Below are 25,581 nucleotides of genomic sequence, written 5' to 3' on the forward strand. Positions count from 1 at the left end.
CATAGGTAATAGGCTTGCAACTACCAAATACCAAATACCAATTACCAATCTAAATTCCAGAGAAATCTAATCAGGTAAAGCCCAAAATGGTTGAGTGCGTAGTCAAAAATTGGCAAGGTGAAGCAGTCGGACAGGCGACGCTTGAATTAAGAGTGGCAAAAGAAACAAGCGCTTCTCATGTCGTTCACCGCGCCTTAATTAAACAATTAACAAATGCCCGTCAAGGAACTGCCAACACCAAAACCCGTGCGGAAGTCCGAGGCGGCGGTCGCAAACCTTGGAGACAAAAAGGCACGGGACGCGCTCGTGCTGGTTCGATCCGATCGCCCCTCTGGCGTGGTGGTGGTGTCACCTTCGGACCCAAGCCGAGAACGTACAACTTGAAAATGAACCGCAAAGAGGAATTGCTGGCATTGCGCACGGCTTTTGCGAGTAGAGCTGATGATATGGTCGTCGTAGAAGACTTTGCCGAGCAGATCTCGCAACCAAAAACAAAAGAAATGACAGCCGCGATCGCGCGTTGGGGAATAGACCCAGGCACGAAAGTTTTATTAATTGTCGCTGAAGAAACAGAAAACGTTTACTTGTCAGCCCGTAATATCGCCAAACTGACTTTAATTTCAGCCGATGAATTAAACGTTTATGACATCCTCAACGCTGACACAATTGTCGCTACATCATCCGCCCTTAATATGATTCAGGAGGTCTACAGTGCTTAAGATCGACCCCCGCCAGTTACCAGATATCGTCCGCCGCCCAATTTTGACTGAAAAAGCCACGCGGTTGATGGAGCAGAACAAATATACATTTGACGTAACTCCTCAAGCTAGCAAACCGCAAATTAAAGCCGCGATCGAAGACTTATTTGAAGTTAAAGTCGTACAAGTCAACACCCTGCTCAAACCTCGAAGAAAAAAGCGGGTAGGTAGGTTTGTGGGATTCAAGCCCCAGTACAAGCGAGCGATCGTTACCGTAGCACCTGGGGATGAAGACAAGATCAGACAAGTTCTCTTCCCAGATGTTTAAGCCGGTCATCCGTTATTCGTGATTCGTTATCGCCACAAATGACAAATGACTAAGGAAAAATGACTAAGGAAAAAAATTATGGGTACTCGTTCCTATAGACCATACACCCCTAGCACGCGCCAACGGATCGTTTCCGATTTTGCTGAAATTACCAAAAGCGAACCAGAAAAGTCGCTGGTAAAGTACGTTCACAATCCTAAAGGACGGAACAATCGCGGTGTCATCACTTCTCGTTTTCGCGGTGGCGGACATAAACAACTCTACCGAATCATCGATTTCAAACGCGACAAGCGCAACATTCCAGCCAAAGTCGCAGCGATCGAATACGATCCCAATCGGAACGCTAGGATTGCCTTACTTTATTACCAAGATGGAGAAAAGCGTTACATTCTTCAGCCAAACGGCTTGAAAGTAGGAACAGTCGTGACAGCCGGAGTGGATGCGCCTATTGAAGACGGTAATGCATTACCTTTAGCTAACATCCCCCTTGGTACGACAGTCCACAACGTCGAACTAACACCAGGACGCGGCGGACAAATTGTCCGTGCTGCTGGTGCTAGCGCCCAAGTGGTAGCCAAAGAAGGTAATTACGTCACCCTCAAGCTCCCTTCCGGCGAAGTCCGCATGATTCGTCGTGAATGCTACGCCACAATTGGACAAGTTGGTAATACCGACGCGAGAAACCTCAGCGCAGGAAAAGCTGGTCGCACCCGTTGGAAAGGTAAAAAGCCCCACGTTCGGGGTAGCGTTATGAACCCCGTCGATCACCCACACGGTGGTGGTGAAGGTAGAGCGCCCATTGGTAGATCGGGTCCAGTTACCCCTTGGGGTAAGCCAGCATTAGGTATGAAGACTCGTAAGCGGAAAAAACCAAGTTCTGCTTTAATCGTCCGTCGCCGTCGTAAATCCTCCAAGCGTGGACGTGGCGGTCGCGAAAGCTAAATTTGGGTAATGGGTAATGGGTAATAGGTAATGGGAAGTCAAAAGTCAAAATTTGCCTCTCGCCTCTTGCCTAAATCGCCAATTACCAACTACCAACTACCAATTACCAACCACATAAAACTATGGGTCGTTCTTTAAAAAAAGGTCCTTTCATTGCCGATAGCCTACTCAGCAAAATTGAAAAGCTGAATTCACGAGGCGAAAAACAGGTCATCAAAACTTGGTCGCGAGCATCGACAATTCTGCCACAGATGGTCGGTCACACGATCGCAGTTCACAACGGCAGACAGCACGTTCCCATCTATGTTTCCGAACAAATGGTAGGACATAAATTAGGTGAATTTGCTCCCACCCGCACCTTTCGCGGTCACGCCAAGAGTGACAAAAAAGCAGGTAGGTAGTCATTTGTCATTAGTCATTAGTCATTTGTTTCTAGCTAATGACAAATAACAAATGACGAATGACAAAAACGGAGAAAGTTATGGCTACAAACACAACTAATACACAAGAAATCAAAGCGATCGCCCGTTACATTCGCATGTCTCCTTTTAAAGTGCGGCGCGTCCTCGATCAAATTCGGGGGCGATCGTATCGGGAAGCATTAATTATTCTAGAGTTCATGCCTTACCGTGCCTGTGAACCAGTATTGAAAGTGCTGCGTTCTGCCGTTGCTAATGCCGAACACAACGCTGGATTAGAACCATCCGAGCTAAAAATTACCCAAGCCTATGCCGACCAAGGACCAGTGCTGAAGCGCTTCCGTCCGAGAGCGCAAGGGCGAGCGTATCAGATTCGCAAGCCGACCTGTCACATCACGATCGCCGTAGCAGCTCAATAAAGAGAGCTGGGGAAGCTGAGGAAGCTGAGGGAGCTGAGGGGAAAAACCTCTTGCCTCTCGCCTCTTATCCCTTACCCCTTACCCCTTACCCCTTACCCCTCAACTATGGGACAAAAAATTCATCCAGTCGGTTTTCGCCTCGGCGTTACCAAAGAACACCACTCTCGTTGGTTTGCCGAGCCACAGCGATATCCTGAAATTCTCCAAGAAGACTATAAACTACGGCAATACATCGAGCAGAAGCTAGGTCGTTATGCTGCCAATAATGCCGGAATTGCTGAAGTTAGGATCGAGCGTAAAGCAGATCAAATCGAGCTAGAGTTACGCACTGCTCGCCCTGGTGTAGTCGTCGGTCGTGGTGGAGCTGGCATTGAAGCCTTGCGTAACGGACTTCAAGAACTTCTGGGCAGCCAACGCCAAATTCGGATTAACGTTGTCGAAGTCGCCCAAGTTGATGCCGATGCCTTTCTAATTGCCGAGTACATTGCGCAACAGTTAGAGCGTCGCGTCTCCTTCCGCCGCGTAGTACGCCAAGCGATTCAACGCGCTCAAAGAGCAGGCATTCAAGGGATTAGAGTTCAAGTTGGCGGTCGGCTTAACGGCGCAGAGATTGCCCGTACAGAATGGACGCGCGAAGGTAGAGTGCCATTACACACCTTACGGGCAGATATAGACTACGCCTACTGTACCGCAAAAACCATTTACGGCATTTTAGGAATCAAGGTTTGGGCGTTTAAGGGAGAAATTATCCCTGGACAAGAACCACAGCCTACCCCTGGAACCAATCAACCCCGCCGCCGTCAACAGCAGCGCCGACGGCAGCAGTTTGAAGACCGTTCTAACGAAGGTTAACTGTCATTCGTCATCAAATGACAAATGACAAATGACAAATGACAAATGACGAATGACAAACCATGCTAAGCCCTAGAAGAACAAAATTCCGCAAACAACAACGCGGACGAATGAAAGGACTTGCCACCAGAGGTAGCAACATCAACTTTGGTGAATTTGCCCTACAAGCTCAAGAACCAGCTTGGATTACCTCTCGGCAAATTGAGGCAAGCCGTCGCGCCATGACTCGCTATATCCGTCGTGGTGGGAAGATTTGGATTCGGATTTTCCCCGATAAACCCGTTACCATGCGTCCGGCTGAAACCCGTATGGGTTCGGGTAAAGGTTCGCCTGAGTTTTGGGTAGCTGTAGTTAAGCCAGGACGAATTTTGTTTGAAATCGCTGGCGTACCAGAAGCAACTGCTCGCGAAGCAATGCGGTTGGCTTCTCACAAACTACCAATTCAAACAAAGTTTATTATGCGCGAGGAGGAGCAAGTATAAGTCATGCCCCTACCTAAGATTTCAGAAGCTAGAGAATTAACTGACGAACAGTTAGCAACAGAAATTATTGCGATTAAAAAGCAATTGTTTAGCCTGCGCTTGCAAAAAGCAACTCGCCAGTTAGAAAAGCCGCACCAAATCAAGCACGCCAAACATCGGTTAGGGCAATTGCTGACGGTGGAACGCGAGCGCCAACTGGCAAACACGAATGAAGCTGAACCCGCAACAGAAGAGTAAGTAACGATGGCAGTCAAAGAAAGAATTGGCTTAGTCGTGAGCGACAAAATGCAAAAGACTGTGGTAGTTGCGGTAGAAAACCGCTCTCCTCACCCCAAGTACGCCAAAATTGTCGTGCGTACTCGGCGCTACAAAGCTCATGACGAAGAGAATAAATGTAAAGAGGGCGATCGCGTCCGCATTCGCGAAACTAGACCTCTCAGCCGTACGAAACGCTGGGAAGTGATAGAGATTCTCGATAGTCCCACCACCGCGATCGCTGCTGTAACTACCACAACGGGAGAACAACAGTGATTCAACCCCAAACCTATCTCAACGTCGCGGACAATAGTGGGGCGCGAAAATTAATGTGTATCCGCGTCCTTGGCGCTGGTAATCGTCGTTACGGGAACGTCGGCGACGTAATTATCGCCGTCGTTAAAGATGCCATTCCCAATATGGGAGTCAAAAAATCCGATGTCGTGCGAGCGGTGATCGTTCGTACCCGCAAAGGTTTGCGACGTGATAGCGGCATGAGCATTCGTTTTGATGACAATGCTGCCGTGATTATCAACCAAGATGGCAACCCCAGAGGAACGCGGGTATTTGGACCTGTAGCTAGAGAGCTGCGGGATAAAAACTATACCAAAATCGTTTCTTTAGCGCCGGAGGTGCTGTAATGGCAAAGAGAAAAGGAGCCAAAGAAAATAAACCAGTTCGCCACAAAATGCACGTCAAAACTGGCGATACGGTACAGGTAATTTCTGGAGCAGATAAAGGTAAAGTCGGCGAAATTGTGCGATCGCTTCCAGAAAAAAGCCAAGTGATTATCAAAGGCGTAAATGTCAAAACTAAGCACGTCAAGCCCAAAGAAGAAGGGGAATCGGGTCGGATCGTTACCTTAGAATTTCCCATCCACAGTTCCAACGTCATGCACTATTCCACCAAGCAAAACGTCGCTAGCCGAATTTGCTATACCTTCAACCAAGAAGGCAAAAAAGTGCGGATGCTGAAAAAAACTGGTGAAATCATCGACAAATAATTAGTCATGGGTCATTAGTCACTAGTCATTAGTGATGAGTGATTGACAAATGACGAATGACAAATATAATTCCCTGACCAAGACCAGGGTAAACAAGGAAAGACTATGGCATCGTCAAAACTCAAAAGCATATACCAAGAGAAAATTGTGCCGCAATTGGTGGAGCAATTTCAATACAAAAACGTCCATCAAGTCCCCAAGCTAGTGAAAATCACCATAAACCGAGGTTTAGGTGAAGCAGCACAAAACGCTAAAGCAATGGAATCGTCTTTGACTGAGCTAGCAACGATCGCAGGTCAAAAACCCGTAGTCACGCGAGCAAAAAAAGCGATCGCGGGCTTTAAAATTCGTCAGGGGATGCCAGTAGGCATTATGGTAACTCTACGGGGCGATCGCATGTACGCTTTCCTCGATCGCTTTGTCAATCTTGCCTTACCTCGGATTCGTGACTTTCGCGGCATCAGCCCCAAAAGCTTCGACGGACGCGGTAACTACACCCTTGGCGTAAGAGAACAGCTAATTTTCCCCGAAGTCGAATACGACAGTATCGACCAAATTCGCGGTATGGATATTTCCATCATTACCACTGCCAATACTGACGAGGAAGGTCGTGCCTTACTCAAAGCATTTGGTATGCCCTTCCGAGATCAATAAATTCTACAAGAGGAAACGATGGCGGCTAACGACACAATTGCTGATATGCTGACGCGCATCCGCAATGCTAATATGGCGCGGCATCAGACAACAAAAATCCCTTCTACCAAAATGACTCGCAACCTTGCCAGAGTCTTACAAGAAGAAGGTTTTATCGCCCAGTTTGAAGAAGAAGCGCAAGAAGGGGTAAAACGCAATCTGGTAGTTACCCTCAAGTACAAGGGTAAAAATCGCCAGCCGATCGTCACGGCGCTCAAAAGAGTCAGCAGACCAGGACTGCGAGTTTACTCCAACCGAAAAGAATTACCGCGAGTATTAGGTGGTATTGGCATTGCTATCATCTCCACCTCGCACGGCATCATGACCGATCGCGAAGCCCGCCGTCAAGGTCTAGGTGGCGAAGTTCTCTGCTATATCTGGTAAATTCGTCACTTGTCATTTGTTATTTGTCATTTCTATTCACCAATGACCAACGACCAATGACTAATGACAAACAAGGAGTTCATCATGTCTCGAATCGGCAAACGTCCCATTACCATCCCCAGCAAGGTTACCGTCACCATTAACGGCTCCCACGTTGCCGTCAAAGGTCCTAAAGGGGAACTCGCTCGCGTCCTTCCCAGTGCCGTTACGGTGGAACAGGAAGGAGACACAATTTTAGTCAAACGGCAAGATGATTCCCGCCTCTCGCGCCAACTCCACGGTTTATCCCGCACCCTAGTGGCAAATATGGTGGATGGAGTTTCGCAAGGATTCCAAAAGCGGTTAGAAATTCAGGGAGTCGGCTACCGAGCTCAAGTTCAAGGACGCAACTTAGTCCTCAGTCTTGGCTACAGCCATCCCGTACAAATCGAGCCACCCGAAGGCATCCAACTTGCAGTAGAAAACAACACGAATGTCATTGTCAGCGGCTTTGACAAAGAATTAGTTGGCAACGTCGCCGCTCAAATTCGCGACAAGCGCCCGCCCGAACCCTACAAAGGTAAAGGCGTTCGCTACGCCGGAGAAGCCGTCAGACGTAAAGCTGGTAAGGCAGGTAAGAAGTAATTATGAAGCTCAGTCGTCAAGAATCCAGGGAAAAACGGCATCGTCGGATCAGAAAAGTTGTCGTAGGCAGTACGGAACGCCCGCGCCTAGCAGTGTTTCGCTCTCACCAGCATATCTACGCTCAAGTCATAGACGATTCCCAACATCATACTTTGGTAGCTGCTTCTACTTTAGACCCAGATTTAAAATCCCTCGAATCTAAAGGAACGTGCGAAGCATCAGTGGAAGTCGGTAAATTAATTGCCCAACGCGCTAAAGCTAAAGGTATATCACAAGTTGTCTTTGACCGAGGCGGAAACCTCTACCACGGTCGAGTCAAAGCACTAGCTGACGCAGCACGGGAAGCAGGATTAGATTTTTAATTTGTTAATAGTTAATAGTTAATAGTTGATGGCAATTAACAATGAACGATTAACAATTAGCAATTAACATTTTTAGAGGCACTCAATATGGCAACAGGTCGTCGCAAAGCTAATCGCACTAAAGAAAAAGAAACAACTTTTCAAGAGCGGGTGATTCAAATCCGGCGGGTGAGTAAGGTCGTCAAGGGAGGAAAAAAACTCAGCTTCCGTGCCATTGTCGCTGTCGGTAACGAGCGCGGTCAAGTTGGGATCGGAGTAGGTAAAGCTGGAGATGTGATCGGCGCTGTGAAAAAAGGCGTAGCAGATGGCAAAAAACATCTCATTGATGTTCCATTGACCAAATCTAACTCGATTCCCCATCCAACTAATGGCACTGGTGGCGGCGCAAAAGTCTTAATGCGTCCAGCCGCACCTGGAACGGGTGTAATTGCGGGGGGTGCAGTCAGAACCGTACTGGAATTAGCAGGAGTGCGGAATATTCTAGCCAAACAGCTAGGTTCCAACAACCCCCTGAATAATGCTAGAGCTGCCGTTAATGCCCTTGCTACACTCCGCACTTTTGCTGAAGTCGCAGAAGAACGCGGCATTCCAGTAGAAAAGCTCTATATCGTCTAATCGTCATGCGTCAAACAAATGACCAATGACTAATAACCAATGACCAATGACAAACTAACAAAAAAGTTATGAGACTAACTGACGTTAGACCCCAAAAAGGCTCAAAAAAACGCGCTCGTCGTCTCGGTCGAGGAGTTTCTGCCGGACAGGGCGCGAGTGCCGGCAAAGGGATGCGCGGACAAAAAGCCCGTTCTGGTGGTGGCACTAGACCAGGATTTGAAGGCGGACAGCAGCCCTTGTATCGCCGTCTACCTAAGTTGAAAGGCTTTCCAATTATTAATCGTAAAGAATACATTACGATTAATGTAAGCAAGCTGTCTTCACTTCCTGCTGATACGGAAGTAAACTTGTCCTCGTTAAAAGAGGCGGGAATAATTAAAGCTGCTAAAGGTTCGCTTAAAATTTTGGGAGATGGGGAATTAAACGTTGCTCTCAAGGTACAAGCGGCAGCTTTTACAGCATCAGCTAAAAGCAAGATAGAAGCAGCTGGCGGGAGTTGTGAAGTCGTTAAGTAGCCAAAGTTTTTCACTGAAGTTATTTAACGCAAATGCCTATGGCAGTAGAAAGGTAGCCGTTTATGATTAGTCGAGATAAAGCCCCAACAGCTCAAGAAACTTTCATGCAAATGGCACAGGCAGCCGGACTGAGAGGACGGTTGCTCGTGACTATTGGCATGTTAATTTTGGCTCGCTTGGGTGTATTTTTACCCGTACCAGGAATCAATCGCGAACAGTTCGCTCAAAGCGTACAAAATAATAGTGCTGTCATCGGTTTTTTAGACATCTTTTCCGGCGGCGGACTTTCAACTTTGGGAGTTTTCGCCTTAGGAATATTGCCTTACATTAATGCCTCAATCATAATTCAATTACTGACGGCTGCGATTCCAGCTTTAGAGAATTTACAGAAAAATGAGGGTGAGGCAGGTAGACGACAAATTTCTCAAGTCACCCGCTACGTCGCTTTAGGTTGGGCAATTCTACAAAGTACGTTTATTGCAGCAATTTGGATCAGACCGTTTGCCCTTAACCCAGGACCAGTATTTGTGATTGAAACCGCGATCGCACTCACAGCTGGTTCGATGTTTGTCATGTGGGCATCGGAACTGATTACGGAGCGCGGTGTCGGTAACGGTGCATCACTGTTGATTTTTGTCAACATTGTTGCCTCTCTACCTAAATCTTTGGGCGATACTATTACTCTGGCACAAACTGGAGGCAGGGAAACCATCGGACGAGTCATCGTTCTGTTGCTGGTATTTTTAGTCATGATTGTCGGAATTGTCTTCGTCCAAGAAGGCACGCGCCGCATTCCGATTATTTCAGCTCGTCGTCAAGTAGGACGCAAGCTTTATCTAGAGCGGAGTAGCTATCTACCTTTGCGGTTGAATCAAGGCGGTGTAATGCCAATTATTTTTGCTTCTGCCGTCCTAATTCTGCCAGCTTCACTCGCTAGGTTTACCCAAAACGAATACGTGATTAACATCTCCAATGCAATCAGTCCTGGCGGTTCTACGCCTTGGCTCTACGCCCTAGTGTACTTCGTAATGATTGTTTTCTTCAGTTATTTCTACTCCACGTTGATCGTGAATCCGGTTGACTTGGCACAGAACTTGAAGAAGATGGGTTCTAGTATTCCAGGAATTAGACCAGGTAAAGCAACCAGCGAATACGTCGAGCGGGTATTAAATCGATTGACATTTTTGGGAGCTGTTTTTCTTGGCGCAGTGGCGATTATTCCTACAGCAGTAGAAAGTGCTACTAGAGTTCCGACTTTCCAAGGATTAGGAGCGACTTCGCTGTTGATTCTGGTTGGTGTGGCAATTGACACGGCAAAACAGATTCAAACCTATGTGATCTCCCAGCGTTATGAAGGAATGGTGAAGTAGTGCCGCGATTGATTTTTTTGGGACCGCCAGGAGCAGGTAAAGGCACGCAAGCAAAACACCTTGCCAATTCCTGGCAGATCCCTCATATCTCGACTGGTGATATTTTGCGCCAAGCTATGCGCGATCGCACGCCTTTAGGAATTCAAGCTCAAGGCTATGCCGACCGAGGCGAACTCGTCCCCGACCAGCTAGTAAACGATCTCGTTGCCGAACGCCTTCAGCAATCAGACGCGCAAGCGGGATGGATTCTAGATGGGTTTCCTCGCAAGCTCAGCCAAGCAGTATTTTTAGACGAACTGCTGCAAAAGCTTAACCAAGGTTCTACGCGAGTGGTGAATCTAGAAGTACCAGAAGCGATCGTTGTAGATCGGTTGCTGAAACGGGCAGAAAAAGAAGGACGAGCTGACGACACTGAAGAAGTGATTCGCCGTCGCTTGGAAGTCTATCACCAAGAAACTTCGCCCTTAATTGATTTCTACCGCAATCGCCAACAACTCGTTTCAGTAGATGGCGATCGCTCGATGGAAGAAGTGATGGCTCACCTGCAAACAGCAGTTCATAGCTAACTATTGGGGATGTTGTGGGATGTGGGTAATTGGTAGTTGGTAAGAAGTTGGTGCGCGGTGCGCTCTTGTGTTGAAGCGAGCGGTGCAGCGCCTTCTGCGCCTGAAGCCCCTCTGCTTCTTCAGTTCTCTTCTTCCCGACTCCCGACTCCCGATTTTCGATAAGATATATTAACGGTGGAAAAATATGTCCAAAAGTGCTAGAGCTAATTCCACAGAAAAATCAGTAGAGTTGAGGAATCAACAAGTTGTCTAAACAAGATTTAATTGAAATGGAAGGCACGGTGACAGAATCGCTGCCTAACGCTATGTTTCGCGTCGATCTGGACAACGGCTTTAACGTACTCGCCCACATCTCCGGCAAAATTCGCCGTAACTATATCAAGATTCTACCTGGCGATCGCGTGAAAGTCGAACTCACGCCATACGATTTGTCTAAAGGTAGAATTACCTATAGACTGCGCAAAAAATAATTGAAGTTAATTTTTAGCAACATCCAAGTCCGAAAACTCAGTAGGAGTGCTAAACTCTTGCGGAAAATCCAATCGTAGTATTATAATATAGAGTTTGTAATGTAAAAGTCATGAAAGTTAGAGCTTCTGTAAAAAGAATTTGTGAAAAGTGTAACGTTATCCGCCGTAAAGGTAGGGTAATGGTTATTTGTTCTAACCCGAAACACAAGCAACGTCAAGGCTAACTATAAAATGATTGGCGGCGATCGTCGCCATATGGTGTCTCAGTTAACACCATGAAAGAGTGAATATTGTTGCAGCAAAGCAAGACTAGGGAGAAACAGCGTGGCACGGATATCTGGTGTAGACCTTCCGCGAGATAAGCGGATTGAGATCGGTCTGACCTATATTTATGGGATCGGCTTAACGAGATCGAAAGAAATTTTGGCGACTACAGGTGTCAACCCAGATACCCGCGTCAAAGATCTCGGCGATGCCGATGTAGCAGCTCTGAGAAACGAGATAGAAGCAAACTATCAAGTTGAAGGAGATTTAAGGCGTTTGGAGACGATGAACATCAAGCGCCTGATCGATATTGGTACGTATCGGGGTCGTCGTCATCGGATGGGCTTACCCGTTAGAGGACAACGCACTCGTACCAATGCTCGTACCCGTCGAGGCAGACGACAAACGGTAGCAGGGAAGAAAAAGGCTCCAGGGAAATAAATAACTTCCTAGCAATATAGAGCATTTTTGAATTGAGTAGAGCAAAATTAAACCGATCGTAACCCTATGGCGCGACCAATTAAGAAAAGCGGTACGAAAAAGCAAAAACGCAACGTACCAAATGGCATGGCATACATCCAATCCACATTCAACAACAGCATAGTCACCATTACAGATCAAAATGGCGATGCGATTTCGTGGGCATCGGCTGGTTCTAGCGGCTTTAAGGGAGCGAAGAAAGGCACTCCTTTTGCCGCGCAGACTGCCGCTGAAAGTGCTGCACGACGCGCAGTTGACCAAGGTATGCGTCAGATCGAAGTCATGGTCAGCGGACCTGGAGCAGGCAGAGAAACAGCAATTAGAGCGCTGCAAGGGGCGGGATTAGAAATTACTCTAATTCGCGACATCACGCCTATTCCACATAATGGCTGTCGTCCGCCCAAACGCCGCCGAGTGTAAACTCAAATGTCCAAAAAGATGTGGAAATTTCTGCAACCTGCGCGTTCGTCCAGTGGGCGATCGCGTTATCTTGTCCCAAAAGTCAGCTAGAAACTGAAACGGCGGAACGGATAAATCAAGTCAGAAATTCAGGTAAAAAAATTCAGGCATGTAATTCAGGCAAGCGGTTGCTATGCCAATTTATAGGAGCTAACAATAGGGGAGGTTACTCCGTGGCGCAATTTCAAATCGAATGTGTTGAGTCTATTACGCAGGAGAATCGGAGTCAATATAGTAAGTTCGTCTTGGAACCTCTCGATCGCGGTCAAGGAACGACAGTAGGTAACGCCTTAAGGCGAATTTTACTCTCTAATCTAGAAGGTACAGCAGTCACAGCCGTCCGAATTGCAGGAGTAAGCCATGAATTTGCTACAATTCCTGGCGTGCGCGAGGACGTAATGGAAATTCTGATGCAGATGAAAGAAATCGTCCTCAGAAGCCACTCCTCGCAAGCCGTAACCGGTCGATTGCTCGTCCACGGGGCTACTACAGTTACTGCGGCTCATTTCGATCTACCAGCAGAAGTAGAAATTATCGACCCCAATCAGTACGTAGCTACCCTAGCAGACGGGGCGAAATTAGAAATGGAATTTCGGGTCGAACGGGGAAAGGGCTATCGCACGGTCGAACGAGGGCGCGACGAAGCTACGTCCATCGATTACCTGCAAATTGACTCGATCTTTATGCCAGTTCGTAAGGTCAACTACAGCGTTGAAGATGCGCGGGTAGACGGCTCGCTGCAAAAAGATCGGTTGATTATGGAAATTTGGACAAATGGTAGCCTAACACCGCAAGAAGCCCTTTCTTCTGCCGCAAATATTCTCGTTGACCTGTTCACACCCTTAAAAGACATCTCGCTGGCGGCGATGAAAGACGAAATTCCCGCCGACGAAGACCCGACTAGTCAGATTCCAATTGAAGAACTGCAACTTTCCGTTAGGGCTTACAACTGTCTCAAACGAGCGCAGGTGAATTCGGTAGCTGACTTACTAGACTACACCCAAGAAGATCTACTAGAAATTAAGAACTTCGGTCAGAAGTCCGCAGAGGAAGTGATCGAAGCCTTGCAGAAGCGTCTAGGCATTACCTTGCCGCACGAAAAATCTTCTAAACCTACCTGAAATACTCTTTGAAAGAAGGATGTAGCAATCCATCCTTCACCCCCGACCCTACATCCTTTTACGATCATGCGTCACCGCAATAGCATTAAAAAACTTAGTAAACCAGCAGACCAACGCCGCGCCCTACTAAGAGCGCTGACCACCGAACTACTCAGACACGGACGAATTACCACGACTAAAGTAAGAGCAAAGGTCGTACAGTCTGAAGCAGAAAAAATGATTACCCTAGCTAAAGACGGCTCTTTAGCAGCTCGTCGTCAAGCTATGGGATATATCTACGATAAGCAACTCGTACACGCTCTCTTCGAGCAAGTCCCCGATCGCTATGGTAGCCGCGCTGGTGGTTACACTCGCGTTTTACAAACGATACGCCGTCGGGGCGACAACGCAGAAATGGCAATTATCGAACTCGTTTAAAATACTGTGGCGCTTTGGAAATGGCTGTTCGGCAACCTGAATTGACAAGTAGAGTCGCCCTGGTAATTCAATACCTGGGTACTCGTTTTCATGGATGGCAGCGACAGCCGCAGCAGCGTACGGTTCAGGAAGAAATAGAAACTGCGATCGCCAAGGTCTTGGGTTATCCAATTGTCATTCATGGAGCAGGCAGAACGGATGCTGGGGTTCATGCTGCTGCCCAAGTCGCTCACTTTGATGTAGTTGATTGTCCGATTCCAGCTCATCGCTGGGCAGCAATTCTCAACAGTCGTCTGCCAGAAGATATCTTAATTCGCGCTTCGGCTGAGGTGAGCTTGGATTGGCACGCCCGCTTTTCTGCTAAGTGGCGGCGCTATCGCTACACTCTCTACACCGACCCCCGACCGAATTTGTTTGCCAAAGCTTTTAGCTGGCACTATTATCACGTACCTCTAGATGAATCATTAATTCAAGCAGCATTAAAACCTCTACTCGGCAACCACCATTTAGCAGCTTTTCATCGGGCGGGTTCTAGTCGCGCTCATTCTTGGGTAGAAGTACAAGCAGCGGAATGCCATCGTCAAGGTTCGTTCGTGCAAATTGAATTGCAGGCAAATGGCTTTTTGTACGGCATGGTGCGGTTATTACTGGGATTGCTGGTTCAAGTGGGTAGCGGACAGCGATCGCTAGCCAATTTTACCGAGATTTGGCAGCAGCAACGCCGCGCCGAAGTCAAGTACGCCGCCCCTGCTGCTGGCTTGTGCCTGCTGCGAGTTGGCTATACTGAATTTCCTTTTCCTGCTGAAGTTTGGTATGATACGCAACCCCAGTTTTTCTTACCAGATGTAACCGCTGCCCCAACAGAACAGACAGAGCCGATTTCTACTCCATCCTGTATAGCATCTGCTCTACTTTCTCAGGCTGCCGCACAAACATGAACCCAAATTATTTCAAGTAAATTATTTTAGGGTAAATATTCCAGTAGATTATTTCAGGATAGTAAAACCACCATGACCAAAACCTACATCCCCCCTCAAGATACGATTAATCAGCAGTGGTATCTGGTCGATGCCGCTGACCAGCGTTTAGGCAGGCTCGCCACTGAAATTGCTAATATTTTGCGAGGCAAAAATAAGCCAGAATTTACTCCACATATGGATACTGGTGATTTTGTCATCGTTGTTAACGCTGAGAAGATCAAAGTTACAGGGAAAAAACGCAGTCAAAAAGTTTACCGCCGTCATTCTGGAAGACCTGGCGGAATGAAAACCGAAACCTTTGCTCAACTTCAAGCACGGATACCAGAGCGCATTGTAGAACAAGCTGTTAAAGGTATGCTGCCAAAAAATAGCTTGGGCAGACAACTCTTTACTAAGCTCAAAGTCTACGCTGGTGCAGAACATCCCCATCAAGCACAGAAACCAGAAGCAATTAAAATTCAAACCATCCCAGGAGACAAGTAATGCAAGCAACACAAACCCCTGCCACTAACGGGCGAGTCATGTACTGGGGTACAGGACGACGCAAAGCGTCTGTAGCTAGAGTTCGTCTAGTTCCAGGTAACGGTCAACTCGTCGTCAATGGTAAAGCTGGCGACTTATATTTTCAATTCAATGCCAGCTACCTTGCAGCCGCTAAAGCACCTCTAGAGACGCTAGGTCTAGAGAACGAATACGACATTCTCGTAAACGCTCACGGCGGCGGCTTAACCGGACAAGCCGATTCAATTCGTTTAGGAGTTGCCCGCGCCCTTTGTCAATTGGAGCCAGAAAATCGCTTGCATCTGAAGAAAGAGGGTTATTTAACTCGCGATCCCAGAGCTAAAGAACGGAAGAAATACGGCTTACATAAAGCACGGAAAGCTCCTCAATTCTCGAAGCGATAAATTGGTAATGGGTAATTGGTAATGGGTAATTGGTAGTTGCCTATTACTTACTAGCTATTACCAGCCAAAAGCTACAATAAGATTAGAAAAATAGGAAAAAAAGATGGCAAAACCAGATATTCATCCGCAGTGGTATCCCGAAGCTAAGGTTTACTGCAACGGGGAACTAGTAATGACTGTTGGTTCGACCAAGCCAGAACTCCACGTTGATGTCTGGTCTGGCAATCACCCGTTCTATACTGGAACTCAAAAGATTATCGATACTGAAGGGCGCGTAGAACGCTTCTTGAGAAAATACGGCATGATGGATTCCTCCCAAGCAGGCAATACAGAAGGAAAGCCCAAGAAGAAGTAGCGCGGTCAGTTCAATTTTGGATTTTAGATTTTGGATTTAAGTTAGAAAAATCTGAAGTCTAAAATTTTCGTATATGACCCAATCTACTATTTGCTGAGCGATCGCAATTATGGCGGAACCTTACCTGCTAAATAAGCTCAAATCAGTCGAGCAAACCTACAATGAATTGACTCGTCGCCTTGCCGACCCAGATATTGCTACCGATCCGGTAGAGATGCATCGGGTCGCGAAGGCTCGTTCTTCTTTTGAAGAAGTCGTCAATACTTATGAAACTTGGAAAACCGCTCAGGAAGAGCTTAAAGGAGCGCGTCAAGTTTTAAAAGAAGCAGCTAGCGATCCAGAGTTGCAGGAAATGGCAGCTTTGGAGGTGCAGGAATTAGAAGCGCAGTTGGAACAGCTAGAAACGCGCTTGAAGGTTTTGCTGCTACCCCGCGACCCGAACGATGACAAGAATATTATGTTAGAAATTCGGGCAGGTACTGGTGGCGATGAAGCAAGTATCTGGGCTGGAGATTTAATTAGAATGTATTCCCGCTATGCCGAAACTCAAAACTGGCGCGTCAAGCTAGTGAGCGAATCTCTGGCAGAAATGGGCGGATTTAAAGAAGCAGTGCTAGAAATTCAGGGCGATTCTGTCTACAGCAAACTCAAGTTTGAAGCAGGGGTTCACCGCGTTCAGCGCGTACCAGTCACGGAAGCAGGGGGACGAGTTCACACATCTACTGCTACTGTCGCGGTGATGCCAGAAGTGGATGACGTTGAAATTCACATCGATCCGACTGAGATTGAAATGAAAACAGCTCGTTCTGGCGGTGCTGGCGGTCAAAATGTTAACAAGGTGGAGACAGCGGTAGACTTATTCCACAAACCAACGGGAATTCGGATTTTCTGTACGGAAGAACGCAGCCAGTTACAAAACAAAGAACGGGCAATGCAAATCTTGCGAGCTAAATTGTACGAAATGAAGCTGCGGGAACAACAAGAAGCTGTTACTTCCATGCGGCGATCGCAAGTTGGAACGGGTTCGCGATCGGAGAAGATTCGCACCTACAACTACAAAGATAATCGGGTCACAGATCATCGTTTGGGACAGAATTATTCTCTGAACCCAGTCCTAGAAGGTGACATAGAAACAATTATTCAAGATTGTATCGCCCAGGATCAGCAGGAACAGTTAGCAGAGTTAGCTGCATCGAGTGCGGGTGCTTAAGAAGGCGATCGCGCTTGGTTTGGTAGGGTAAAATATGATTGCATAATCCTTCCTAAGTTTAGGGAGGGTTAATTTTTTTGGTATGTGAGACTTTGCCACAGAAGCTCCCCGTGGTGGGAAAATGCGATCGCGCTTTGGAATTTGTGGAGGGAGGAAGTGCGATCGCAATCTTTATCAATTTTCTTTTGATTACCATATATTTGTAGGGACGTACAGCTGTGCGCCCCTACAGATCTGATATTTCATACAATAGAAAATAGCTATATTACTGTGAAGCAGGATTACCTAGATTTTCTGAGTCGTAGAGCCAATTAGAAGGATTATTTATAATGTATTGCTGAATTTTATTTAGAGATGCTTCATCTCGAATAATTTGTTCATAATAATTTCGCTGCCAGACAGGTATTGTTTGAGTCTGACGTATTTCGTTGATCCGTTTAGTAGTAGCTGACTTAAACCCAGCAATCAATGACGATAGAGAACGCGGTTTCCGACATAGCATCTTTTGTAGAGATGTGTCATCGGGTAGGGGCGTACAGCTGTGCGCCCCTCCTAGATCTGATATTCCTACAGAAGAGGTGAATACAACGATCGCGTGTATGTGATTAGGCATGATAACCCATTCATCTAATTCAATTCCTGGTCGAATTGTGGGCGATCGCAACTATTCTTCAGCTACTATACATCCAACTTTATTCAAGTGCATTTGACAATTCACAACTTCGCCAAATATACATTCTTTTTGGTAGGTACAAATGGTGATAAAGTAAGCACCTGCTTGAGAATAATCATAACCACGTAAACGAATAGACTGACGGCGATGAATTTTGGAATTATACGAGGTCATTGTTAGCTTTTTTCATTGGATGTAATACATGGCTTGTAGGGGCGCACATCTGTGCGCCCCTACAATATGCCCGCAGTAATTTATTAAACATAATCTCGATCGCTCGACTTTATATAAGCTTTTAATTACCTTCATTCAAAGCTCAAATTTTATAAATTATTAGCATGTAAATTAAGAAGATATTTAGTGATTCTTAGCAGTACGCAGAACATATTTGTAGGAGCGCACAGTTGTGCGCCTAGTTGTATATAAATAAAAATAGGAGTCTTTGTGATTCCAATTATTCTTGGTGCTATTGCTTTAGGTACTACAGCTTTTGGTGGGCTTGCGTGTGTCGCAGGTATGGCTGATATGGATCTAGCAAAAAAAATTGGTGAACGCGCTCAAAAACGCTACAAAAGTAAAGTTAGTCAATTGCAAGCAGACTGGGAAACTGCTAACCAGATAGCAGAGGAGTACAGTCAACTTCAGATTGATATCAAAATGCGCACAGTTGGACGTTTTGTTGATTTTATCGAGCGGCGAATTGGTCAGCAAGCTTCGCAAAGCGATCGGCAGATTTTAGAAGGACTAGAAATTTCAATTCAGCAGCTCAAACAGTATCAAGTTATGGCTATAGAGGCTGAAGAGTGGGTTAAAGGCGGTTTATCAGCAGCAGTTACAGGTGCAGCAGTAAGTTCTGGGACAATTACAATCGCAAGATCTGTTGGAACTGTTACGGTTACAAGATTTTTTGGTTTGTGGGCTACTGAAGTAGGTATTTCTCAATTGAGTGGTGTTGCTGCATGGGACGCAACAATGACATGGTTAGGTAGCGGTAGTATGGCGGCTGGAAATCTTGTTCTAGGAGGAATTACGCTCGGTTCTGCTTTATCTATTATCGGTTTTCAGCTTGCTGGTAAGGGTGAGGAAGCTTTAACAAAAGCACGAGAGTATGAAGCCAAAGTTAATACTGAAATTGCCAAAATTGAAGCAGCTAGAGATTTCGTGCAACAAGTAAAACGGCAAATTTTTGAATTAAGGCATTTAGTTAAATTGCTTAACGATCGAGCTGTTTTTGGTCTTAATGAACTTGAATCAATGCCATCATTTAACAAAGATAGGGATGCTTGTAAATTTCAGCAGCTAGGGCTTTTAATAAAAGCACTTACAGAAATTATAAAAACACCTATTTTAGACAAAAAAGGACTATTGAATCAGGATGCCGTGACTGTCCACGCTAAGTACCGTTATCTAGGAGTTTAGTAAAAATGCCTTTGCAATATATTGGCGCAGTATTAACTGCGCTTGAAGCAGCACAATGTTTATCTAGCATTGTTTCAGATTATCAGCAAGTTACAGAACAACAAGAAATTAGGCGGCGTGAAATTACAGCTTGGGAGAGAACGACGTTTATAGGGACAGCGGTTTCAGCGTATATAAACTACAAAGAAATTACCGAACAAGAGCAGACAAAGCGGCGTGAAATTGAGGCGTGGGAAAAAACTACTATCGCGAAAATTAACGCTCAACGAGAAATATTGATAGGATATCTCAATCGCTCGTTTGACGAACGAGCAGAAAATTTTCGGGCTTTGTTCAATGTAGTCGATCGCGCGATTATAACAGGTAATAACGAGGAACTAGAAGTAGCCTTACATTCAATTACAGAAATAGCTAAATCTAGCCCATTTAAAGAACTTGCTAATTTAGCTTCAGTAAAAGCGGCGCTAGACGATCCAAATCACAAATGGACATTTTGATATACATATTGAAATAATACAGATTTTGTATGGACGCACGATGGATATTTTGAAATAATACAGATCTTGTAGGGGCGCACAGCTGTGCGCCCCTACATCATTTATGCGCCCCTACATCTATGCGCCCTAACTGATTTATTACCAACACGAATAAATTTGACGTTGGAAATTCCGATCGCTACCACGAACCCAAGTAGAGCGATCGCCTCCTCCCCATCCAACCAACCACAAACTACTGCTGAATCTCTCCCCGCGCCAAACGTGTTTCGTACTCTTCTGGATTCCTTGAATAATCTGATAAATCTGAAGTGCTAATTTTCAATGCTTCCGTAGATTGCATCCATAAAGCCGAGCGAGTGTTATCTTTGTCTAGTCGCAAAGAGTCTACAAAATGACTTACTTCCTTAACAAGCGGTTCTGGCAGTTGGAGAATTTTGGAAATTGTCTCATCATACAAGCTCATTTGTTATTCCTTGTTTGAATCAATTTGATGCACCGAATTTGCGTACCAACAGCCTAATGAAGATAATTCAATATAGAGGTGTGAGGGCTGCGCGTCAATCATGTTAGTCATCTTAGGTGACTTCAACCCAGAAATTAAGATTCTCAAAATCTTTCCCCTGTCTTGAAGAACGTACCCTACATTTCGCCATTAAATTTTGTTACGATGTCGATGAAGCGATCGCCCCTGGAGATAATGAATGCTGCGACTGGAACACATTAGTAAAATTTATCCTACTGGTGAAGTCCTCAAAGATGTGAATTGGGAAGTCAAAGCAGGCGATCGCATCGGTTTAGTAGGTGTCAACGGAGCAGGCAAGTCTACCCAACTGAAAATAATTGCTGGAGAGATTGAGCCAACCACTGGAGAGGTGATTCGTCCTGCTAGTTTACACATAGCATACTTAACCCAAGAATTTGAAGTAGATCCAACTCGTACTGTAAAGGAAGAATTCTGGCGTGCCTTTGTTGAGGCAAACGAAGTTCATGAAAGTTTGACAAACGTACAACATCAGTTAGAAACCGCAACACCCGAAGAATTAGATAAACTTCTGCGACAAATGGATCGCTTCCAGCGCCAGTTTGAAGCTTTGGATGGTTACAGCTTGGAGGCGCAAATCGATAAAATCTTGCCAGAGCTGGGATTTGAACCAGGAGATGGCGATCGCCTTGTCAGCGCTTTTAGTGGCGGTTGGCAGATGCGAATGAGTTTGGGAAAGATTTTACTACAAAAGCCCGATTTATTACTGCTAGACGAGCCAACTAACCATTTAGATTTAGAAACTATTGAGTGGTTGGAAAATTACCTGAAAGGGTTAATTACACCGATGGTAATTGTTTCTCACGATCGCGAATTTCTCGATCGTCTTTGCACTCAAATTGTCGAAACTGAAAGAGGGGTTTCCACCACATATTTAGGTAACTATTCGATTTATCTACAACAAAAATTTGAAGCTAAGGAAGCACAACAAAGTGCATACGAACGGCAACAGAAAGAACTTGACAAACAGCAAGCCTTTGTCGATAAATTCAGAGCTAGTGCTACTCGCAGTACACAAGCAAAAAGCCGCGAAAAACAATTAGATAAAATCGAGCGTGTCGAAGCACCGATATCTGACTTAAAAACCCTGCATTTTCGCTTTCCACCCGCACCCCGTAGCGGACGAGAAGTGGTGAAAATTCAAGATTTAACCCATATATACGACGACAAAATCTTATTTTTAGGTGGAAACCTCTTAATAGAAAGAGGCGATCGCATTGCTTTTCTCGGTCCCAATGGTGCGGGTAAATCTACATTACTGCGTCTGATTACGGGAATGGAGGAACCGACAGAAGGAGTAGTCGAACTGGGCGCTCATAACGTGATTCCCAGCTATTTTGAGCAGAATCAAGCAGAAGCCTTAGATTTAAACAAAACCGTCATGGAAACAATCCATGATGAAGTTCCCGACTGGACGAATGAAGAAGTTCGCACGTTGTTAGGAAGATTTTTATTTAGCGGGGACACGGTATTTAAAAAAGTTGCAGCCTTAAGTGGAGGCGAAAAAGCCCGTCTTGCCTTAGCAAAAATGCTGTTACGTCCAGCAAATTTATTGATTTTAGACGAGCCAACAAATCATTTAGATATTCCAGCGAAAGAAATGCTGGAAGAAGCAATTCAAAACTACGATGGTACGGTACTGATCGTTTCTCACGATCGCTACTTCATCTCTCAAGTTGCCAACAAAATTATTGAAATTCGCGATGGAGAATTTCGAGTTTATTTGGGAGATTACCATTACTACCAAAATAAATTAGCAGAAGAACGAGAACAGGAAAGACAAGCTGCGATTGCTGCCGAGCAAGCTGCTAAAAAAGCCGCCAAAGCCGCTAAAGCTGCCGCTAAGAAAGGGAGTAGGGGTTAGAAAAAAAGACAAGGGAGACAAGGGAGACAAGGGAGCATTCGGAATTACAATCCAAAATCCAAAATTCCCTCACTCCTCACTCCTCACTCCTCACCCCTTCCAGAAGGCGATCCCCATTAGAAAAGCTGAAAGATATAGTAGAGAAAATGACAAAATCAGCAAAAAAACCCTTGCAGAGACGATCGGTAGTGGTATCATGACGGGTGAGTTAACAAAAGTAAAGGGTAACATCGTATGACCCAAGCACCTGTTGCTCCCGTGGTGCTAGTGATATTAGACGGATGGGGTTATCGCGAGGCAGCAGACGGTAACGCGATTTCATCTGCAAAAACTCCTGTAATGGATAGCCTCTGGGCAGTCTATCCAAGAACTCTAATTCGCACTTCAGGCAAAGCAGTAGGGTTGCCAGAGGGTCAAATGGGCAACTCGGAAGTCGGACACCTGAATATTGGTGCAGGGCGAGTTGTACCGCAAGAATTGGTTAGAATTACAGACGCGGTCGAAGATGGTTCAATTGGGCAAAACGTCGCGATCGCTCAGTTATGCCGAGAAGTCAAAAACAGAAATGGTAAACTGCACCTAATCGGCTTATGCTCGGAAGGTGGGGTACACTCTCATTTAAGCCACTTGTTAGGATTGCTAGACTTAGCAAAGGCGCAAGAGATCGCTCAAGTATGCATCCATGCAATTACGGATGGACGCGATACAACACCTACAGAAGGCGTGGAAGCTCTCAAACAGATTCAAGAACACGCAGATTCAATTGGTGTTGGTCAGATCGTCACTCTAAGCGGTCGTTACTATGCAATGGATCGCGATCGCCGTTGGGATCGCGTTAAACGTGCTTACGATGTGATGACTCAAGACGGTGTAGGCGACGGGCGATCGGCAGTTGAGGTCTTACAAGCTTCCTACGATGAGGGAGTCACTGATGAATTTGTCATCCCTACCCGCATCGCTCCGGGAGCGGTAGACCCAGGTGATGGCGTAGTCTTTTACAATTTTCGCCCCGATCGCGCCAGACAGCTCACTTATGCTTTTGTCAAGCCAGACTTTGACGGCTTTGAACGGCAGCAGATCGAGCCTTTATCATTTCTCACGTTTACGCAATACGACTCCGAACTTTCCGTCCCCATCGCTTTTGAGCCGCAGAATCTCGATAACATTTTAGGCGAAGTCATCTCCCAGCATGGACTCAAGCAGTTTCGCACCGCAGAGACAGAAAAATACGCCCATGTCACTTACTTCTTCAATGGCGGCTTAGAAGACCCATTTGCAGGTGAAGATCGGGAAATGGTGATGAGTCCGATGGTAGCGACTTACGACAAAGCGCCAGCCATGTCCGCTGAGGCGGTGACTGATGTAGCGATCGCTGCAATAAAGCAACAAGTTTACTCCCTGGTAGTCATGAACTATGCCAACCCTGATATGGTAGGTCATACAGGTGATATAGGTGCGACTGTAGAAGCAGTTGAAACTGTCGATCGATGCTTGGGACGGTTATTGGAGGCGATCGCTCAAGTAGGAGGCACGGCATTAGTCACAGCCGATCACGGTAATGCTGAATCCCTCCGCGACGAACAGGGAAATCCTTGGACGGCACACACGACTAATCCAGTCCCCTTCATTTTAATTGAAGGTGAAAAAGCAAAGATCCCCGGTTACGGTACAGAAGTAACGCTCAGAAGTGATGGCAAGCTTGCCGATCTCGCACCGACAATTCTAGAAATCTTGCAACTGCCACAACCAGCCGAGATGACTGGTCAATCTTTAATCGCCCCAGCTATGTATGAAGTACAATCTTCCCGTACTCCTGTCAGAATGGGCTGGTAAAGTTAAATAAGTAAGCAAGTAAGCTACACTTTTTTTGCGCTATCCGAGCTAATTCGCACTATGACAGTTACTACAGTTCTTGAAGCTATCTGGGCATTCTCTGCCGTGGGTTTGATTGTTTTGGTATTACTGCACAGTCCTAAAGGTGATGAGATCGGTGCAATCGGCGGTCAGGCACAGTTATTTAGCAGTACCAAAAGCGCCGAAACAACCCTAAACCGCGTTACTTGGGCATTGGTAGTGACGTTTTTAGGTTTAACAGTAGTTCTAAGTGCTGGTTGGTTGAATAGATAAATTGTAGAGGCGTTCCCGGGAACGCCTCTACAATTTATCTATAGTCTTATCTATAGTCGAGCGCGAAACTTAGAACTGAAAATTTTTGAACTTTGCCGTTGTGACAATACGCTGTCATAAAGCTGCTCTAGCCGGTCGATATTCTGACTCAGGGTATAGCGCTCTAATACTCGCTGTCGCGCTTTTTGCCCTAGTAAGATGGTAAGTTCTGGATGATCTTGAAACAAAGGTAGCAGAGTTGATAATTGTGACGTGACGCGCCTGGGAGTGAGGACTACACCAGCGCCATTCTCTAACACTTCCCCATCTGCACCCACATTTGTAGCTAAACATGCCAGACCACAAGCCATTGCCTCTAACAAAGAAATTGACAATCCCTCTACCAAAGACGGCAAAACAAACACATCGCTACCACGCAAAATCTCCAACCGTCGATTTTCATCGGCAATATATCCTAACCAGTAAATGCCAAATTCTGCGCTGTAGAAAGGTCGTAAAGAAGCGGTAAGGGGACCATCACCTACCATAAGCAATTTACTACTAGGTTTCATATCCGCTTGCTTCCAGGCGCGAAGCAATGCTTCGATATTTTTTTCCGCAGCAATTCGACCTTGATAGACGAATAGTCGTTCGGCGTGGAATTCTTGCTTGATACGTGAAGTCCCAGGACTATATTTCTCTACGTCTACGCCGTTGGGGATCACTGCTACTTTGTCAGCAGTCAAACCCATTTTGGCAAACAACTCTCGCTGGACTTCCGAAAAAACGATAACGCGATCGTAGTTGATTAAAAATGGAGCATACAGTTGATATGCCAGCAATTGAGTACCCGATACGAGTTTTGCCCCTTTACCAGCATAGGGAGTGTGGAAAGTTGCAATAAGGGGTAGGTTCAGCTCCTCGCAAATCTCTGGCAGGATGAAATCTAGGGGAGATAGCGTTAAAGATGCATGAACTAAATCTGGTTTTAACTCCCGTAGCGACTGAGTTAAAACCTTTGTTGCCCCTAAAGTCGGGATTGTATAGACTTGAGACTTATAGAGGAAAGGTAGAGGGACTTCTGGGCAGTCGGGCCAATTATCCCGCTTAGCTTCTTCTTCTTCTTGAGTGAAGTGAAGAAAACTAACCTGATTTCCTCGGTCTAGCAAGGCATTAGTAACTTCTCGACTGTAAGTAACATTGCCACAAAAGGGTGATTTTTTTCCAATCCAGGCAATATGCATTCGGTTGCGGCTCGATTTTCCGATCTAGTAAGAGACTTAGGGAGTTGGG

General features: G+C 45.9%; 37 protein-coding genes and 1 pseudogene. 35 read left to right on the plus strand and 3 right to left on the minus strand.

Going from position 1 to position 25,581, the window contains the following annotated elements:
* Positions 1–86: 86 nt before the first annotated feature.
* The 30 genes from rplD to prfA all read left to right on the plus strand — a co-directional run bounded on the left by rplD (position 87) and on the right by prfA (position 17,188).
* Positions 87–719, plus strand: a complete 633-nt coding sequence (gene rplD / locus DSM107010_RS09610) for a 50S ribosomal protein L4 (protein WP_015152301.1) — start codon at positions 87–89, stop codon at positions 717–719.
* Positions 712–1,026 (plus strand): 50S ribosomal protein L23, encoded by a 315-nt coding sequence (locus DSM107010_RS09615; protein ID WP_015152300.1) that lies wholly within the window; start codon positions 712–714, stop codon positions 1,024–1,026. The genes rplD and DSM107010_RS09615 overlap by 8 nt, the downstream gene beginning before the upstream one ends.
* A gap of 78 nt (positions 1,027–1,104) precedes the next feature.
* Positions 1,105–1,968, plus strand: a complete 864-nt coding sequence (rplB, locus tag DSM107010_RS09620; RefSeq protein ID WP_015152299.1) for a 50S ribosomal protein L2 — start codon at positions 1,105–1,107, stop codon at positions 1,966–1,968.
* Positions 1,969–2,090: 122 nt separating this feature from the next.
* Entirely contained in the window at positions 2,091–2,369 is a 279-nt protein-coding gene (gene rpsS, locus DSM107010_RS09625; RefSeq protein WP_015152298.1) for a 30S ribosomal protein S19, read from the plus strand.
* An 80-nt stretch (positions 2,370–2,449) separates the two neighbouring features.
* Entirely contained in the window at positions 2,450–2,806 is a 357-nt protein-coding gene (gene rplV / locus DSM107010_RS09630; protein WP_015152297.1) for a 50S ribosomal protein L22, read from the plus strand.
* Positions 2,807–2,911: 105 nt separating this feature from the next.
* The gene (gene rpsC, locus DSM107010_RS09635; protein WP_015152296.1) at positions 2,912–3,658 is read left to right on the plus strand and encodes a 30S ribosomal protein S3; all 747 of its coding nucleotides are present in this window, start codon (positions 2,912–2,914) and stop codon (positions 3,656–3,658) included.
* Between the two features lie 62 nt (positions 3,659–3,720).
* Positions 3,721–4,140, plus strand: a complete 420-nt coding sequence (rplP, locus tag DSM107010_RS09640; protein WP_015152295.1) for a 50S ribosomal protein L16 — start codon at positions 3,721–3,723, stop codon at positions 4,138–4,140.
* Between the two features lie 3 nt (positions 4,141–4,143).
* Positions 4,144–4,377, plus strand: a complete 234-nt coding sequence (gene rpmC / locus DSM107010_RS09645) for a 50S ribosomal protein L29 (protein ID WP_015152294.1) — start codon at positions 4,144–4,146, stop codon at positions 4,375–4,377.
* Positions 4,378–4,383: 6 nt separating this feature from the next.
* Entirely contained in the window at positions 4,384–4,671 is a 288-nt protein-coding gene (gene rpsQ, locus DSM107010_RS09650) for a 30S ribosomal protein S17 (protein WP_015152293.1), read from the plus strand.
* A complete protein-coding gene (gene rplN, locus DSM107010_RS09655; protein WP_015152292.1) occupies positions 4,668–5,036 on the plus strand; it encodes a 50S ribosomal protein L14 in 369 nt (122 codons plus the stop codon). The genes rpsQ and rplN overlap by 4 nt, the downstream gene beginning before the upstream one ends.
* Complete coding sequence (rplX, locus tag DSM107010_RS09660; protein ID WP_015152291.1) at positions 5,036–5,398, plus strand: 50S ribosomal protein L24; 363 nt, start codon at positions 5,036–5,038, stop codon at positions 5,396–5,398. The genes rplN and rplX overlap by 1 nt, the downstream gene beginning before the upstream one ends.
* Before the next feature lie 105 nt (positions 5,399–5,503).
* The gene (gene rplE / locus DSM107010_RS09665; RefSeq protein WP_015152290.1) at positions 5,504–6,052 is read left to right on the plus strand and encodes a 50S ribosomal protein L5; all 549 of its coding nucleotides are present in this window, start codon (positions 5,504–5,506) and stop codon (positions 6,050–6,052) included.
* 18 nt (positions 6,053–6,070) lie between these two features.
* The gene (rpsH, locus tag DSM107010_RS09670; RefSeq protein WP_015152289.1) at positions 6,071–6,475 is read left to right on the plus strand and encodes a 30S ribosomal protein S8; all 405 of its coding nucleotides are present in this window, start codon (positions 6,071–6,073) and stop codon (positions 6,473–6,475) included.
* An 84-nt stretch (positions 6,476–6,559) separates the two neighbouring features.
* On the plus strand, positions 6,560–7,099 hold the full coding sequence (gene rplF, locus DSM107010_RS09675) for a 50S ribosomal protein L6 (protein WP_015152288.1): 540 nt from the start codon (positions 6,560–6,562) through the stop codon (positions 7,097–7,099).
* Positions 7,100–7,101: 2 nt separating this feature from the next.
* The gene (rplR, locus tag DSM107010_RS09680) at positions 7,102–7,461 is read left to right on the plus strand and encodes a 50S ribosomal protein L18 (protein WP_015152287.1); all 360 of its coding nucleotides are present in this window, start codon (positions 7,102–7,104) and stop codon (positions 7,459–7,461) included.
* 87 nt (positions 7,462–7,548) lie between these two features.
* On the plus strand, positions 7,549–8,076 hold the full coding sequence (rpsE, locus tag DSM107010_RS09685) for a 30S ribosomal protein S5 (RefSeq protein WP_015152286.1): 528 nt from the start codon (positions 7,549–7,551) through the stop codon (positions 8,074–8,076).
* Between the two features lie 68 nt (positions 8,077–8,144).
* The gene (gene rplO, locus DSM107010_RS09690) at positions 8,145–8,591 is read left to right on the plus strand and encodes a 50S ribosomal protein L15 (RefSeq protein ID WP_015152285.1); all 447 of its coding nucleotides are present in this window, start codon (positions 8,145–8,147) and stop codon (positions 8,589–8,591) included.
* A 62-nt stretch (positions 8,592–8,653) separates the two neighbouring features.
* Positions 8,654–9,961: a preprotein translocase subunit SecY gene (gene secY / locus DSM107010_RS09695; RefSeq protein ID WP_015152284.1), complete on the plus strand. Its 1,308-nt coding sequence runs from the start codon at positions 8,654–8,656 to the stop codon at positions 9,959–9,961.
* Complete coding sequence (locus DSM107010_RS09700; protein WP_015152283.1) at positions 9,961–10,527, plus strand: adenylate kinase; 567 nt, start codon at positions 9,961–9,963, stop codon at positions 10,525–10,527. Before secY ends, DSM107010_RS09700 begins: the two co-directional genes overlap by 1 nt.
* A gap of 245 nt (positions 10,528–10,772) precedes the next feature.
* A complete protein-coding gene (gene infA, locus DSM107010_RS09705) occupies positions 10,773–10,997 on the plus strand; it encodes a translation initiation factor IF-1 (RefSeq protein WP_006196724.1) in 225 nt (74 codons plus the stop codon).
* Positions 10,998–11,107: 110 nt separating this feature from the next.
* A complete protein-coding gene (gene rpmJ, locus DSM107010_RS09710; protein ID WP_015152282.1) occupies positions 11,108–11,221 on the plus strand; it encodes a 50S ribosomal protein L36 in 114 nt (37 codons plus the stop codon).
* Between the two features lie 100 nt (positions 11,222–11,321).
* Complete coding sequence (gene rpsM, locus DSM107010_RS09715) at positions 11,322–11,702, plus strand: 30S ribosomal protein S13 (RefSeq protein ID WP_015152281.1); 381 nt, start codon at positions 11,322–11,324, stop codon at positions 11,700–11,702.
* Positions 11,703–11,768: 66 nt separating this feature from the next.
* The gene (rpsK, locus tag DSM107010_RS09720; RefSeq protein ID WP_106166644.1) at positions 11,769–12,161 is read left to right on the plus strand and encodes a 30S ribosomal protein S11; all 393 of its coding nucleotides are present in this window, start codon (positions 11,769–11,771) and stop codon (positions 12,159–12,161) included.
* A gap of 212 nt (positions 12,162–12,373) precedes the next feature.
* A complete protein-coding gene (locus DSM107010_RS09725) occupies positions 12,374–13,321 on the plus strand; it encodes a DNA-directed RNA polymerase subunit alpha (protein WP_039714880.1) in 948 nt (315 codons plus the stop codon).
* Positions 13,322–13,387: 66 nt separating this feature from the next.
* Positions 13,388–13,738, plus strand: a complete 351-nt coding sequence (gene rplQ / locus DSM107010_RS09730) for a 50S ribosomal protein L17 (RefSeq protein WP_015152278.1) — start codon at positions 13,388–13,390, stop codon at positions 13,736–13,738.
* Between the two features lie 20 nt (positions 13,739–13,758).
* Positions 13,759–14,676 carry a tRNA pseudouridine(38-40) synthase TruA gene (gene truA, locus DSM107010_RS09735; RefSeq protein WP_015152277.1) on the plus strand — a complete coding sequence of 306 codons (918 nt, stop codon included), beginning with the start codon at positions 13,759–13,761 and terminating at the stop codon, positions 14,674–14,676.
* Between the two features lie 72 nt (positions 14,677–14,748).
* Positions 14,749–15,201: a 50S ribosomal protein L13 gene (rplM, locus tag DSM107010_RS09740; RefSeq protein WP_015152276.1), complete on the plus strand. Its 453-nt coding sequence runs from the start codon at positions 14,749–14,751 to the stop codon at positions 15,199–15,201.
* Positions 15,201–15,623 carry a 30S ribosomal protein S9 gene (rpsI, locus tag DSM107010_RS09745; protein WP_015152275.1) on the plus strand — a complete coding sequence of 141 codons (423 nt, stop codon included), beginning with the start codon at positions 15,201–15,203 and terminating at the stop codon, positions 15,621–15,623. Before rplM ends, rpsI begins: the two co-directional genes overlap by 1 nt.
* A gap of 103 nt (positions 15,624–15,726) precedes the next feature.
* Entirely contained in the window at positions 15,727–15,978 is a 252-nt protein-coding gene (gene rpmE / locus DSM107010_RS09750) for a 50S ribosomal protein L31 (RefSeq protein WP_015152274.1), read from the plus strand.
* A gap of 109 nt (positions 15,979–16,087) precedes the next feature.
* Entirely contained in the window at positions 16,088–17,188 is a 1,101-nt protein-coding gene (gene prfA / locus DSM107010_RS09755; protein WP_015152273.1) for a peptide chain release factor 1, read from the plus strand.
* Between the two features lie 265 nt (positions 17,189–17,453).
* Here the strand turns inward: prfA and DSM107010_RS09760 are convergent.
* Positions 17,454–18,035 (minus strand): annotated as a pseudogene (locus DSM107010_RS09760) (transposase).
* 270 nt (positions 18,036–18,305) lie between these two features.
* Between DSM107010_RS09760 and DSM107010_RS09765 the strand changes: the two are divergent.
* Both DSM107010_RS09765 and DSM107010_RS09770 read left to right on the plus strand, forming a co-directional pair.
* The gene (locus DSM107010_RS09765; protein WP_106166645.1) at positions 18,306–19,280 is read left to right on the plus strand and encodes a hypothetical protein; all 975 of its coding nucleotides are present in this window, start codon (positions 18,306–18,308) and stop codon (positions 19,278–19,280) included.
* Positions 19,281–19,285: 5 nt separating this feature from the next.
* Positions 19,286–19,777, plus strand: coding sequence for a hypothetical protein (locus DSM107010_RS09770; protein WP_199755464.1), 492 nt, complete (start codon positions 19,286–19,288; stop codon positions 19,775–19,777).
* Positions 19,778–20,009: 232 nt separating this feature from the next.
* Here DSM107010_RS09770 and DSM107010_RS09775 read toward each other — a convergent pair whose 3' ends face one another.
* A complete protein-coding gene (locus DSM107010_RS09775; RefSeq protein ID WP_015152271.1) occupies positions 20,010–20,240 on the minus strand; it encodes a hypothetical protein in 231 nt (76 codons plus the stop codon).
* 238 nt (positions 20,241–20,478) lie between these two features.
* Between DSM107010_RS09775 and DSM107010_RS09780 the strand changes: the two genes are divergently transcribed.
* The 3 genes from DSM107010_RS09780 to secG all read left to right on the plus strand — a co-directional run bounded on the left by DSM107010_RS09780 (position 20,479) and on the right by secG (position 24,309).
* The gene (locus tag DSM107010_RS09780; protein WP_106166646.1) at positions 20,479–22,182 is read left to right on the plus strand and encodes an ABC-F family ATP-binding cassette domain-containing protein; all 1,704 of its coding nucleotides are present in this window, start codon (positions 20,479–20,481) and stop codon (positions 22,180–22,182) included.
* Positions 22,183–22,416: 234 nt separating this feature from the next.
* A complete protein-coding gene (gene gpmI / locus DSM107010_RS09785; protein WP_106166647.1) occupies positions 22,417–24,015 on the plus strand; it encodes a 2,3-bisphosphoglycerate-independent phosphoglycerate mutase in 1,599 nt (532 codons plus the stop codon).
* A gap of 60 nt (positions 24,016–24,075) precedes the next feature.
* Entirely contained in the window at positions 24,076–24,309 is a 234-nt protein-coding gene (gene secG, locus DSM107010_RS09790) for a preprotein translocase subunit SecG (protein ID WP_127022850.1), read from the plus strand.
* A gap of 50 nt (positions 24,310–24,359) precedes the next feature.
* Here secG and DSM107010_RS09795 read toward each other — a convergent pair whose 3' ends face one another.
* Positions 24,360–25,532, minus strand: coding sequence for a glycosyltransferase family 4 protein (locus DSM107010_RS09795; RefSeq protein ID WP_015152267.1), 1,173 nt, complete (start codon positions 25,530–25,532; stop codon positions 24,360–24,362).
* Positions 25,533–25,581 lie beyond the last annotated feature (49 nt).

This window comes from Chroococcidiopsis cubana SAG 39.79 (assembly GCF_003991895.1).
Taxonomy (GTDB): Bacteria; Cyanobacteriota; Cyanobacteriia; order Cyanobacteriales; family Chroococcidiopsidaceae; genus Chroococcidiopsis; species Chroococcidiopsis thermalis.

Excerpts from the sequence above, each read along its gene's own strand:
- rplD (WP_015152301.1), top strand. The coding sequence starts at position 87 with ATGGTTGAGTGCGTAGTCAAAAATTGGCAAGGTGAAGCAGTCGGACAG.
- rplB (WP_015152299.1), top strand. The coding sequence starts at position 1,105 with ATGGGTACTCGTTCCTATAGACCATACACCCCTAGCACGCGCCAACGG.
- rpsS (WP_015152298.1), top strand. The coding sequence starts at position 2,091 with ATGGGTCGTTCTTTAAAAAAAGGTCCTTTCATTGCCGATAGCCTACTC.
- rplV (WP_015152297.1), top strand. The coding sequence starts at position 2,450 with ATGGCTACAAACACAACTAATACACAAGAAATCAAAGCGATCGCCCGT.
- rpsC (WP_015152296.1), top strand. The coding sequence starts at position 2,912 with ATGGGACAAAAAATTCATCCAGTCGGTTTTCGCCTCGGCGTTACCAAA.
- rplP (WP_015152295.1), top strand. The coding sequence starts at position 3,721 with ATGCTAAGCCCTAGAAGAACAAAATTCCGCAAACAACAACGCGGACGA.
- rpmC (WP_015152294.1), top strand. The coding sequence starts at position 4,144 with ATGCCCCTACCTAAGATTTCAGAAGCTAGAGAATTAACTGACGAACAG.
- rpsQ (WP_015152293.1), top strand. The coding sequence starts at position 4,384 with ATGGCAGTCAAAGAAAGAATTGGCTTAGTCGTGAGCGACAAAATGCAA.
- rplX (WP_015152291.1), top strand. The coding sequence starts at position 5,036 with ATGGCAAAGAGAAAAGGAGCCAAAGAAAATAAACCAGTTCGCCACAAA.
- rplE (WP_015152290.1), top strand. The coding sequence starts at position 5,504 with ATGGCATCGTCAAAACTCAAAAGCATATACCAAGAGAAAATTGTGCCG.
- rpsH (WP_015152289.1), top strand. The coding sequence starts at position 6,071 with ATGGCGGCTAACGACACAATTGCTGATATGCTGACGCGCATCCGCAAT.
- rplF (WP_015152288.1), top strand. The coding sequence starts at position 6,560 with ATGTCTCGAATCGGCAAACGTCCCATTACCATCCCCAGCAAGGTTACC.
- rplR (WP_015152287.1), top strand. The coding sequence starts at position 7,102 with ATGAAGCTCAGTCGTCAAGAATCCAGGGAAAAACGGCATCGTCGGATC.
- rpsE (WP_015152286.1), top strand. The coding sequence starts at position 7,549 with ATGGCAACAGGTCGTCGCAAAGCTAATCGCACTAAAGAAAAAGAAACA.
- rplO (WP_015152285.1), top strand. The coding sequence starts at position 8,145 with ATGAGACTAACTGACGTTAGACCCCAAAAAGGCTCAAAAAAACGCGCT.
- secY (WP_015152284.1), top strand. The coding sequence starts at position 8,654 with ATGATTAGTCGAGATAAAGCCCCAACAGCTCAAGAAACTTTCATGCAA.
- rpmJ (WP_015152282.1), top strand. The coding sequence starts at position 11,108 with ATGAAAGTTAGAGCTTCTGTAAAAAGAATTTGTGAAAAGTGTAACGTT.
- rpsK (WP_106166644.1), top strand. The coding sequence starts at position 11,769 with ATGGCGCGACCAATTAAGAAAAGCGGTACGAAAAAGCAAAAACGCAAC.
- rplQ (WP_015152278.1), top strand. The coding sequence starts at position 13,388 with ATGCGTCACCGCAATAGCATTAAAAAACTTAGTAAACCAGCAGACCAA.
- truA (WP_015152277.1), top strand. The coding sequence starts at position 13,759 with ATGGCTGTTCGGCAACCTGAATTGACAAGTAGAGTCGCCCTGGTAATT.
- rplM (WP_015152276.1), top strand. The coding sequence starts at position 14,749 with ATGACCAAAACCTACATCCCCCCTCAAGATACGATTAATCAGCAGTGG.
- rpsI (WP_015152275.1), top strand. The coding sequence starts at position 15,201 with ATGCAAGCAACACAAACCCCTGCCACTAACGGGCGAGTCATGTACTGG.
- rpmE (WP_015152274.1), top strand. The coding sequence starts at position 15,727 with ATGGCAAAACCAGATATTCATCCGCAGTGGTATCCCGAAGCTAAGGTT.
- prfA (WP_015152273.1), top strand. The coding sequence starts at position 16,088 with ATGGCGGAACCTTACCTGCTAAATAAGCTCAAATCAGTCGAGCAAACC.
- DSM107010_RS09770 (WP_199755464.1), top strand. The coding sequence starts at position 19,286 with ATGCCTTTGCAATATATTGGCGCAGTATTAACTGCGCTTGAAGCAGCA.
- DSM107010_RS09775 (WP_015152271.1), bottom strand. The coding sequence starts at position 20,240 with ATGAGCTTGTATGATGAGACAATTTCCAAAATTCTCCAACTGCCAGAA.
- DSM107010_RS09780 (WP_106166646.1), top strand. The coding sequence starts at position 20,479 with ATGCTGCGACTGGAACACATTAGTAAAATTTATCCTACTGGTGAAGTC.
- gpmI (WP_106166647.1), top strand. The coding sequence starts at position 22,417 with ATGACCCAAGCACCTGTTGCTCCCGTGGTGCTAGTGATATTAGACGGA.
- secG (WP_127022850.1), top strand. The coding sequence starts at position 24,076 with ATGACAGTTACTACAGTTCTTGAAGCTATCTGGGCATTCTCTGCCGTG.
- DSM107010_RS09795 (WP_015152267.1), bottom strand. The coding sequence starts at position 25,532 with ATGCATATTGCCTGGATTGGAAAAAAATCACCCTTTTGTGGCAATGTT.